At 58.2% G+C, this 10,383-nt stretch carries 9 protein-coding genes and 1 pseudogene; 6 read left to right on the top strand and 4 right to left on the bottom strand.

Features of this window, described 5'->3' with window-relative positions:
• Positions 1-735 (bottom strand): ParB N-terminal domain-containing protein (locus ACR65W_RS00635; RefSeq protein WP_434502173.1); only part of this gene is annotated, 735 nt, incomplete at its 3' end.
• A 473-nt stretch (positions 736-1,208) separates the two neighbouring features.
• On the opposite strand from ACR65W_RS00635, the gene ACR65W_RS00630 reads away from it, so the two are divergent.
• A complete protein-coding gene (locus ACR65W_RS00630) occupies positions 1,209-1,385 on the top strand; it encodes a hypothetical protein (RefSeq protein ID WP_434500672.1) in 177 nt (58 codons plus the stop codon).
• A 507-nt stretch (positions 1,386-1,892) separates the two neighbouring features.
• On the opposite strand, the gene ACR65W_RS00625 is transcribed toward ACR65W_RS00630, so the two are convergent.
• Complete coding sequence (locus ACR65W_RS00625; protein ID WP_434500671.1) at positions 1,893-2,405, bottom strand: hypothetical protein; 513 nt, start codon at positions 2,403-2,405, stop codon at positions 1,893-1,895.
• Positions 2,406-2,413: 8 nt separating this feature from the next.
• A pseudogene (locus ACR65W_RS00620) lies at positions 2,414-3,802 on the bottom strand (recombinase family protein); the annotation flags it as partial.
• Between the two features lie 1,078 nt (positions 3,803-4,880).
• On the opposite strand from ACR65W_RS00620, the gene ACR65W_RS00615 reads away from it, so the two are divergent.
• Positions 4,881-5,834, top strand: coding sequence for an L-dopachrome tautomerase-related protein (locus ACR65W_RS00615; RefSeq protein WP_434500669.1), 954 nt, complete (start codon positions 4,881-4,883; stop codon positions 5,832-5,834).
• Between the two features lie 62 nt (positions 5,835-5,896).
• Here the strand turns inward: ACR65W_RS00615 and ACR65W_RS00610 are convergent, their stop codons facing one another.
• Positions 5,897-6,784, bottom strand: a complete 888-nt coding sequence (locus tag ACR65W_RS00610; protein WP_434500711.1) for a LysR family transcriptional regulator — start codon at positions 6,782-6,784, stop codon at positions 5,897-5,899.
• A gap of 237 nt (positions 6,785-7,021) precedes the next feature.
• Here ACR65W_RS00610 and amoA point away from each other — a divergent pair, with 237 nt between their 5' ends.
• The 4 genes from amoA (at position 7,022) to ACR65W_RS00590 (ending at position 10,375) form a co-directional block, all read left to right on the top strand.
• On the top strand, positions 7,022-7,774 hold the full coding sequence (gene amoA, locus ACR65W_RS00605; RefSeq protein ID WP_434500668.1) for a bacterial ammonia monooxygenase, subunit AmoA: 753 nt from the start codon (positions 7,022-7,024) through the stop codon (positions 7,772-7,774).
• Between the two features lie 15 nt (positions 7,775-7,789).
• On the top strand, positions 7,790-9,025 hold the full coding sequence (gene amoB, locus ACR65W_RS00600) for a bacterial ammonia monooxygenase, subunit AmoB (protein ID WP_434500667.1): 1,236 nt from the start codon (positions 7,790-7,792) through the stop codon (positions 9,023-9,025).
• 69 nt (positions 9,026-9,094) lie between these two features.
• The gene (gene amoC, locus ACR65W_RS00595) at positions 9,095-9,871 is read left to right on the top strand and encodes a bacterial ammonia monooxygenase, subunit AmoC (protein ID WP_434500666.1); all 777 of its coding nucleotides are present in this window, start codon (positions 9,095-9,097) and stop codon (positions 9,869-9,871) included.
• A gap of 117 nt (positions 9,872-9,988) precedes the next feature.
• Positions 9,989-10,375: a tautomerase family protein gene (locus ACR65W_RS00590; protein ID WP_434500665.1), complete on the top strand. Its 387-nt coding sequence runs from the start codon at positions 9,989-9,991 to the stop codon at positions 10,373-10,375.
• The last annotated feature ends 8 nt before the right edge of the window (positions 10,376-10,383 follow it).

The raw sequence follows: 10,383 nt of genomic DNA, 5'->3' as shown, positions 1-10,383 counted from the left end.
CGCGTTGGAGAGGGTTATGGTCAGGAACTCGGTGAAAGCCTCGCGGGACATCTCGCCCGAGGCCATGGCGAATTCCCGGTGGCTGTGGCGTCCGAGCCCGGTGACATTGCCGTCGATCTCGACATTGTAGGGCGGATCCGTAAAGATCAGATCGGCTTTCTCTGCGCCAAGCAGACGGGAGTAATCACGCTTCTCCCTCGCGTCGCCGCACAGCAGCCGGTGTTTTCCCAGGATCCAGAGATCGCCCAAGCGTGTTACAGCTGCTTCGGGTAAATCTGGGATGACGTCGAGCCCGTCCGGCGTCTCGACCGAAGCCTCCCGCGCCTGATCGAAGGTGAGATCGATCTCCGCCAAAGAGAAGCCGGTGAACGAGAGATCGAACTCCGAGTCGATCAGCGCCTGAAACTCGATCGCCAGCATTTCCATGTCCCAGCCGGCGTTAAGGGCGAGCTTATTGTCCGCAATGACATAGGCGCGCACTTCCTCCGGCGTGAGATGCGACAATTTCAACGTCGGGACCGTTTCGAGACCCAACTCCTGCGCCGCCAAAACCCTGCCATGGCCGGCGATAATGCCGCCGTCGTCCCTGATCAGGACCGGATTAGTGAAGCCGAAGCGGCGAATGCTCTCCGCAATTTGCCGGATCTGTTTCTTCGAATGACGCCGCGCGTTGTTTGCATAAGCCTTGAGGGAGGCTACGGGACGTAATTCGATGGCGGGCGGAGTGGCGTTCATGGTCTGCCTCAACAGCAATTTCGGTGGGACCGGCTTGCGCGCTTAGCGCAATGAGCGTCGATCAAATTACGCAAAGGGTTTCACAGAGAGATTCCAGTCGTCAATATTCGGAATGGGGATAAGCTTGGGGAAAGCGCGTTTAAACACCGATTCAATGGTAGTATACGTATAAATCTACCCTGCAGAGGCTATTAATATAGCAACAAAATTCGCGGCGGGGAGGGGCCTCTTCAAAGGCCCTTCAAAGCCCCTTTAAGGGCCGTTTAAGAACCGGCGCGTTTCAGAGGGCGATTTATACCAGTCCGAATGCTTGCAAAATACTGGCGTTGCTTCGAGCGCAATGCCGCCTCGATCCGGTTAGGGCGCCCTTGCACAACAGGTGCCTCGCTCAAGAGGTCGGTCGAGGGCCATTTCAGACCCGGGGACGGTCCGAGAACCCCGAATCACCCGGTTCGATCGCAATACGCACGGCGTTGTCGCAGGCCGACAACACCCTCCCGCCTTACGGCGCCGCCGTTCCAGATAGCGACTCGCATATCCCGCCTAACGGCGCGCTCATCCCGCTCAACGGCAACCGAAATCCAGATAATGGCAATCGAATCCCGGCTAGCGACAATCCGATCCCGTTTAACGACAAGAAATTCACCTGATAAAAGGCCCGCGTCCCGTGTTTCTGGTTACATGCCTCCCTTTTTTGCAGCAGGGAATCGGCGTCAGGACACTGAAATCACGTGGGTTTCGTCGCAGACGTGGGGTGGAGCCTGAGTTTTTTGAAAAGTTACCTGATTTTTCCCGTAGTCAGGGATGGGAGCGAGGCGAGACGGGTTCGCAGGAGACTGCGTCGTCAGCCAGACATTCTCGAAAGTTGAGACCGGACGCGGACTCTAAAAAAAGGGCCGGGATTTCGGGGCATTTGCGCGAGAGCGGCGGCTCAGAGACTTTCCTGAGTCGGAAATCCCTGTCTCAATGGCGTGATTCCGGCCACAGTCTCAGTCGGCGATTTTTCAGTGTCCGGGATTTTTCGACGGACGCCACCTGAGACAGGTTCGCCTCGCGCGCAGACTGGTTCGCTTCGCAGTTCGGCCCCCAGATCGAGACGCAACGGAGGCAGAGACGGCGTGGCGTCGGTTGCATCGGACAAGATCGTGATTGGGATTCTAGCTGAGGCAGAGCAGTCGTTCTTGATCCGCCCAAGCATGAGGCAGAGCCAGTGTCAGGCTGGAGACTGTCACGCCCGAGGGAGCGGTGCCGTCGGCGATCGCCCGAACGACTTTCGGCGACAGGAACGCAAGGACGGCCAAGCGCCGGACATGACGTTCCGCGAGACCTTCGTTGGCGGCGATGTCATCGAATGATGCGGCCTTACCCGAGAGGATCGTCTCCATCCAGCCGCATGAACGCGCAATCGCCTTCAGCAGCGCCTCCCGCGTTTCGGAGTCGATCGTCCCCTGGTTTATTGGCGCATGCACAACTCCCTTCCGGGAAATTAGTTTTGGAGCATAGGGGATCGTCAGCTCGGTCAATCGGGTCGGCGCGCTTTCAGCGTCTGATAGATCCGCTTCCAGTTCCGGCTCTCGAAGCGTGATCGCGATTCGATCGGATTCAATGATGATCCGCTCGATCCGCGCCCGAATCAGATCACGATCGGAAGCGCCATCATTTGCGTTCAAGGCTTTCCTCACGGCGTCGCATATAAGTTGCTCGATGTCGGCGCCGATACGCGGGAGACGGTTCCCGCTTCGCTTTTTCGGTTCTGCAATAGGGCGTGAGACACGTAATAGCGATAACGCACGCCCTTCTTGTTGGCGTGGCTCGGGCTCATCGGGTTGCCGCGATCATCGAAGAGAAGACCGACGAGCATGGAGGAGGAGCGTGATCTCGTGAGTTTTCGCTTGACGGCGCCTTTGGCCAGTCTCGCCTGAACCGCGTCGAAGAGATCGCGATCGAGGATCGGCTCGTGCTCACCCTTGTGGATTTCTCCGCGATAGGCGATCTCGCCGACATAAAAGCGATTTTTCAGCATATGCGCGAGCGGACCGACCATGAAGCGCGCGGCGGCGATAATTTTGCCGCTCGCAAGCTTCCGGGGTCTTGATTTGACGCCTTCCCGATCGAGCGCCGCCGCCAGTTCGCCGATTGATCCAAGGCGCAGGTAGTCGGCGAAGATTTTTCTTACCAGTCGCGCATCGTCAGGAACGACTTCAAGCTTCTTGTCGACGCTACGATAACCCAAAGGAACTGGGCCGCCGACCCAGATCCCCTTGCGCTTGGAGGCGGCAATCTTGTCGCGGACACGCTCGCCGATGACTTCGCGTTCAAATTGAGCGAAGGACAGCAGCACGTTCAGGGTCAACCTTCCCATGCTTGAGGTGGTGTTAAAGGACTGGGTGACCGAGACGAAGGATACGTCGAACTCATCGAAGAGCTCGACAAGCTTGGCGAAATCGGCGAGCGAGCGCGTCAGGCGATCGACTTTGTAGACCATAATGATGTTGATCTTACGGAATCGAACGGTCTCGGCCTGGATCGGATCGATCTCCAAAGTCTTCTTGGTCTTCTGGCCGCGCTGGCCGGCGTCGACGATGCGATAGCCAATCGGCGCGCGCGATCCGTTCCAGTAGCCCTGGCGGGCATTCTCTTTCATCGCCCTCAATGTGTGCTTGGCGTTCTCCCGGGACTGGTACTCATCGAACAGCGCCATGATCTGGCGGATCATGTTGCTCATCGGGTCGTCGCCCAGCTCCTGAGTGACCGCGACGAGCCGTACCGCATTCTTGGCAAGCCGCCGGACGCCGAACTCCCGTTGGAACTGGTCGCGGAAGAAGCGGCCGTAGCTGTGAACGACGATCGTTTCGAAGGCCGGCGGCTTCGTCGTCGTCGCGCCGATTATCCGTTGGAGCTCGCGCCTCCGGTCGTCGGTGGCGGATTGGCCCGGCTCGACGAAGTCAGCGACCGCCTCCCAGCCCCGCGCCTTACAAAAGATCTGCGACTGCCGGCGCTGATCCGGAATGGAAAGATCACTGTCAGCATGCCGGCCGAAGCGAGGTCGACAGCGCGTCGCGACTCGGACGCGGCGTCAGGAAACTGTCTCACCAGAGTGTCCGCGCGTCCCTCCACGCGCCAAAGAAAAGGGACTCGACCAGCAGCCGTTTCGATCGCCGGGCATACGCCAATCATGACGCTCCTCGTTCTTTCCGGCTTGCTCATCGAATGCGTTGCAGAGTGGTACGATATCCGTGGTAAAAAAAAGCGAGGTAGGGGCAGGCGCCGAAAACAGCATGTCGGATGAAGCTCTTGGCGCTGGCAATGGCTCAAGCGCGCCTCGCGCAGTGCCGTCACAGCCCGTGCAATCCCATCGTGAAATCAAATAGTAATGTGCAGGCCAGACCGCAGCAACACCGTTGTTCTTATCTTGCCGTCCAACCACTCGCCGCCTCGCCGCCAATCATACGCAAAACTACGATGTCATACTCCTCAACATTCTCGAAAATGGCAGGCGCAGGCCATCTCGTCAGCGCGCGTCGGGGCGCAGCCGACGCGCAAATGAACTGTAAGAACATGCGTGCTCGCTGCAAATCCGCGCTCAAAAAAAACGCGTTCGCGACTCGCAGCCGGGATGCAGAATGTGCGTCTGTCGATGTGTCGGTCGGATGCGCTTTGAGTCACCGAGAAACATGAGGAAACGTTGTTCGGGGCGCAGTCGCTCGTCGAACCACTGGTCGCCGGGACATTCCCTGATCGCGGCTAAAATGCAAAGCGGCGATGACTTTAGGCGCGGCAAATCGGCTCAGCAATCCGTTCATCTGGAAAAGATCGCAACCAGTCAGGGCCACGTCGGCCTGGCGCCGGTCGCATGTGGACACGACGCCGAAGATCAACGGAGCACGCTTCCCCGATGCTTTGTATCGAATCCATTAATGACGCCATGAGCAAGCATCATGCGCCGGGTAACGTTCGACAGGATAGAATCGGTCGGCGTCCAAAGCCGTCCCGGAGTTCCCATGCGAGCGAGCCTAATCCTCCTGTCAATGCTGGCCGTTTTTGTGAGCCGAGCGCAAGCCGCACAGCAGTCCAACTACGAAATCATAGCAAGGTTCGCGCAAGCGCCCGGCAACCTCACGGTCACCGGGAGTGGCAAAATTATCATGAGCCAGCATCAGTTTTACGAACCGAATTACTCGGTCGTTGAGCATCGCGACGACGGTTCTCTCGCGCCCTTTCCGAACAAAGAACTCAATGACCGGCTGAGCCATTCGGAGCTAAAGCTGGATTCTGTCCTTGGCGTTAGGAGCGACGCCAACGGCGTTGTCTGGATGCTCGATAATGGCATGCGCAGCGGAGTCACGCCAAAACTTGTCGGCTGGGATACGAAGGCCAATAAGCTGCGCCGCGTTATCTATCTGCCGCCGCCGATCGCTCCAAAAGATGCGTTCGTCAACGATTTCACCGTCGACGGCAAGCACAACAAGATATTCATCGCCGATCCCGCGGGTGGCGCAAATGCAGCGTTCATCGTGGTGGATTTGCAAACGGGCGCCGCGCGTCGCGTGTTGGAAGGTCACTCCAGCGTTGTGCCCGAGAAAGTCGATCTCGTCATCGATGGGCGCCCCATTCAGGTGAAAGACCCTGCCGGCCATCTCGTGCGACCCCATATCGGCGTCAATCCGGTCACCGAAGATCTGCAGAATGAATGGGTGTATTTTGGTCCTATGCACGGAACGAGCCTTTACCGCATAAAGGCCGCTGATTTGGCTGATGAAGCTCTCGACGAAAAGCAGCTTGGCGCGCGGGTCGAGCGCTATAGCGCTAAGCCCATTTGCGACGGCATCAGCATCGACAGGGACGATAACATCTACCTCGGCGATCTTGCAGAAAATGCGATCGGGGTCATCAAGGGGGATCGCGTTTATCAGCGGCTCGCACAAAACGAAGAGTTGTCCTGGGTCGACTCGCTGAGCTTTGGGCCGGGAGGCAAGCTCTATGCCGTCGTCAATCGCTTGCACAAATCCGCTGTTCTAAACGGCGGAGAGTCATTGTCGAAGCCGCCGTATTTCCTCATCGAGGTCAAAGCGATGGCCCCCGGACTCGCGGGCAGATGAGGCTTTGGCCTAGTTCTGGAGCAAGACGGGCAAAAGGCAAAGTTGTCGTCAAGGTCAGATAGCTAAACACGCAGGTTCCGGGAAACTTCCACGATTTGATCACGCAACCAACGATGGGCGGGGTCGGGATCGTGGAGCGGGTGCCAGACCATAACGAGGTCATAGGCCGGCAATTCGATCGGGAGCGGCAGGATGTTCAGCGGCGCCAGGTCGACGAACGCGTTGGCGATTCGCTCCGGCAGGGACAAGATCATGTCGGTCTTCGCCACAATAAACGGAGCCGAGAGGAAGTGAGGCACGATCAGCGCGATGCGGCGCGCCAGCCCTCTCTCGGCGAGCCACTCGTCGATGAGTCCGACGCGTGTGCCGGTACGGGAGATCAACATGTGCTTGCTCGAGACATATTCCTCAAGCGTTAGCCGGCCGTTTTTGACGACCGTATGCCGCCTGCCGACGACGCAGGCCATGCGCTCTTCGAAAAGTTTTGTTCTGCTCAAATAGGCAGGCGGCTTCAGTATCGCATCGAAGCCCAGCACGACATCGAGATCATTGTGCTCAAGGTCCTCTTCGGGAAACGGCGACTCGGTTCGCTTGACATGGATGTCAATGCCCGGAGCCCTCAACGCAATGCGTTCGATGAGCGGAGGAAGCACCAGCATGTCCATGTAATCGGTTGCGGCGATCACAAACCGCCGCCTGCTTTGTGCAGGATCGAATTCTTCCGGCGCACGGATCAGGCGCTTGATGTCGCGCAGGACGGCCTTCACCGGATCGACCAGTGACAGCGCGCGATCGGTCGGCTTCATGCCTGACGGCGTCTTGACGAGTAACGGATCGTCCAGCTGTTGTCTGAGCCGCTGCAAGGTACGACTCATCGCCGACTGCGTCACGAACATGCGTTCGGCGGCGCGCGAGACGTTCTTTTCTTCCATGAGGAGGTCGAACGCCACGAGCAGGTTGATGTCGAAATTATGCAGCTCGGTCACGGCATTTCCTCACTATGCTCTCTCCGCGCGCCGCAAATGCGTCAACGCTGATTTTTATTCATAGAGCTATCAAAACTCGCCATTTCACGCAGCGCCTCGCGCCCCCTAGGCTTGCCGGCAGTTGCGCCGTCTCGTCGTTCGCCATTCTGGCCGCCGTTCGGGAAAGAGCCGCACAGAAAGCTAACCTTCATGGAGGACCGCATGATCGGCAAATCGCTGGATATTCCAGCACGGCCCTATACAGGGGAAAAGGCGAGACTGAGCCGCGCCTATGATTATCTGATCCTGGTGCTCGCGCTATTCCTTTTCATTGGCTCCTTCCATTTGCATGTCGCTCTGACGGTCGGCGACTGGGACTTCTGGCAGGACTGGAAAGACCGGCAATGGTGGCCGCTCATCACGCCCCTGATGATGATCACCTTCCCCGCGGCGGTACAGGCCGTGCTTTGGCCAAACTTCAGGTTGCCGCTTGGCGCGACGCTTTGCATTTCATGCTTGCTGATCGGCACGTGGATCACGCGCTTCTTCGCCTATCACATGTGGAACTTTTTCCCGATAAACGAAGTCTTGCCAGCCACGATGTTGCCGAGCGCGCTCGTACTCGACGCAATTTTGATGTTGAGCAACAGTCTGACGGTCACGAGCATCTTCGGCGGCATGGCCTTCGCCCTGCTTTTCTACCCGACCAACTGGCCGATTTTCGGCATGTTTCACGTGCCGGTGGAGTATGGCGGCGCGCAACTCACCGTGGCCGACCTCTTCGGCTTTCAATACATCCGCGCGGGGACGCCCGAATATCTTCGCCTGATCGAGCGTGGAACGCTGCGAACCTACGGCCAATATGCGACGCCGTTGTCGGCGTTTTGTTCGGCGCTGCTTTGCACCCTGATGTATCCGCTCTGGTGGTATCTGGGAAAAGCCTTTGCGACGACAAAATACGTCAAGAATATCTGAGAGAGAGACAACGAAATGAAAAAGTCACTCAAGACTCTCTTCAGCGCCGCTTGCCTCGGACTATGCGCCGGAGCGCTCGCTCCCGAAGCAGCGCTCGCCCATGGCGAAAAGGCCCTGGAGCCTTTCGTCCGCATGCGTACGATCCAATGGTACGATGTGGCGTGGTCGAAGGCGAAGCTCAATGTCAATGAAGAGGTTGTCATCACCGGTAAGTTCCACGTCAACGCGGATTGGCCGCGCGGGGTGGCGCAACCGGACGCGACCTATCTGAATGTCTCCGCTCCAGGGCCCGTCTTCATTCGGACCGAGCGTTACCTCAACGGACAATCGTCCGTCAGTTCCTCCGCTTTGAAACTCGGCGGCGACTATGAGTTCAAGATCGTGATGAAGGCCAGGATCCCTGGTCGCTTCCATCTTCATCCGTTCGTCAATCTGCATGATGCGGGCTCCGTCGTGGGCCCGGGCCAATGGATGGAAGTTGAGGGCGACGCCTCCGCATTCACTAACCAGATCAAGACGCTCGATGGCGGCGTGATCGACATGGAGACATACGGGCTCGCGAATGGCGTCGCCTGGCACGGTTTCTGGATCGCGCTCGGTTCGGCGTGGCTGCTTTGGTGGGTCAGGCGTCCGCTGTTTATTCCACGCTATAAAATGCTGCATGCCGGCCAAGAGGCGAGCCTTGTCTCCCCGCTTGACCGGAAGATTGGCGCGGCGATCATCTTCGCAGTTCCGATGATCGTATTCGGCGCGAACTTCGTAACGGATCTGCAATATCCAAACGCCATCCCGCTGCAAGCCGCAATGGATCAGATTGATCCGCTGCCGCCCGCCGTCGACGTCGGAGCGGTGCAGGTCAAGATTCAGCGCGCCGAATACAATGTGCCTGCTCGTGCCATGATCATGACCGCCTTGCTCCATAACGGCTCCGACCATCCCGTCCGGGTTGGCGAGTTCTCGACCGCCAATGTGCGCTTCCTCAACCCCGCGGTTGTCCAGCCGCCACAGGACGAAGGCGCCGCTTTGGCCGCACGCGAAGGCCTGAGCGTCGACACGGCCGCTCCCATTGCGCCGGGCGAGACGAGAACGATCCGCATCACGGCCGAGGATTCGCTCTGGCAGCGGGAGAGGCTCGATGGCCTGATCCGCGACGCGGATACGCGGATGGGAGGCTTACTCTTCCTCTATGACAACGCGGGCCAACGCTATGTCTCCAGCGTGTCCGCTCCGGTCATCCCGAAATTCTACTGACAATCTCGCGCGGCGGGGCAAAGAGCGTCGCGCGCGCGAAAACAATTCAGGCCAACCAAAGGAGCGGCCATGAGCACCACCGCGCAAACAATCTCCCGAACCACGCCGCGGGCGCCGTTCAATCTGCCCTGGTATCTGAGAGACCTGCCGAAATATCTCCTGACCTTCGCCGTGATGACCGTCATCTACGTCGGCTTCAGAATGTATCAGGGCGCTTATGCTATTTCGACCGGCCTAGACTCTTCCGATCCTGCGTTCGACGTTCATTGGATGCGATTGCTCTACCTCGAAGGCGCATTTCTGTTGATCGTGTTTCCGTCGCTGTGGGGCTATCTTTGGTTCACCCGCGATCGAAGCCTCGACAGGATTACGCCAAGGGAGGAGATTACGCGCTACTTCACGCTGACGATGTGGATCAGCATCTACACATTCGCGGTTTATTGGGCCGGAAGCTATTTTGCGGAGCAGGACAATTCCTGGCATCAGGTTTCCGTCCGCGACACGCCTTTCACCGCCAACCACATCATCGAGTTCTACTTTAACTTTCCCTTCTACATCCTCATGGGCGGCTCGGCGTGGTTATACGCGAGGACGCGCCTGCCGCTTTACGCCAAGGGGATTTCTCTCCCTCTGACGCTTGCGGTCGTCGGTCCGTTCATGATCTTCGTTAGTGTGGGATTTAACGAGTGGGGCCACACCTTCTGGTTTCGCGAGGAGTTCTTCGCAGCGCCGATTCATTGGGGCTTCGTCACTGGCGTGTGGTTTGCCCTTGGCGTCGGCGGAATTTTGCTGCAACAGGTGATGCGTCTCATTCAACTGCTGGACCAGATCGAGGACGCGGCCTGACACGCGCGCCTGCGGCGCGTTCGTGCGCCCCGACGAACCCTCGGGGCGCTCGTTTCCAAGAATCGATCCGCATTGAAGCGTGCGCCCGATTCGCATCGCCAAAATAGGAGAGATCAAATGCCTCTCGTGCGTATCGATCTCATCGAAGGCAAACCTGTCGAATATTGTCGCGGCATCGGCGATGTCATCTATCACGCGATGATCGAGGTCTTGAAGGTTCCAAAGGACGACCGCTTCCAGGTGATCGCCGAACATCCAGAGCACGCCCTCATTGCCGACGAGAATTACCTTGGAATCACACGCACGCAGGACTGCGTGTTCATCCAGATTACGCTCAACGCAGGTCGGTCGGTCGAGCAGAAGAAATCTTTTTATCAAACGGTGGCGAAAGAACTTCATTCCCGCCTGGGACTTCGCGTCGAGGATGTCTTCATCAACCTCGTCGAGGTTCCCAAGGAGAACTGGTCGTTCGGGAACGGCGACGCGCAATACGCTGATATGTGAGCCCTTGA

The sequence above is a fragment of the Methylocystis sp. genome, from assembly GCF_051062815.1.
Taxonomy (GTDB): Bacteria; Pseudomonadota; Alphaproteobacteria; order Rhizobiales; family Beijerinckiaceae; genus Methylocystis.
This window is presented reverse-complemented; position numbering and strand designations above follow the sequence as displayed.

Excerpts from the sequence above, each read along its gene's own strand:
- ACR65W_RS00615 (WP_434500669.1), top strand. The coding sequence starts at position 4,881 with ATGAGCCAGCATCAGTTTTACGAACCGAATTACTCGGTCGTTGAGCAT.
- amoB (WP_434500667.1), top strand. The coding sequence starts at position 7,790 with ATGAAAAAGTCACTCAAGACTCTCTTCAGCGCCGCTTGCCTCGGACTA.
- ACR65W_RS00590 (WP_434500665.1), top strand. The coding sequence starts at position 9,989 with ATGCCTCTCGTGCGTATCGATCTCATCGAAGGCAAACCTGTCGAATAT.
- amoA (WP_434500668.1), top strand. The coding sequence starts at position 7,022 with ATGATCGGCAAATCGCTGGATATTCCAGCACGGCCCTATACAGGGGAA.
- amoC (WP_434500666.1), top strand. The coding sequence starts at position 9,095 with ATGAGCACCACCGCGCAAACAATCTCCCGAACCACGCCGCGGGCGCCG.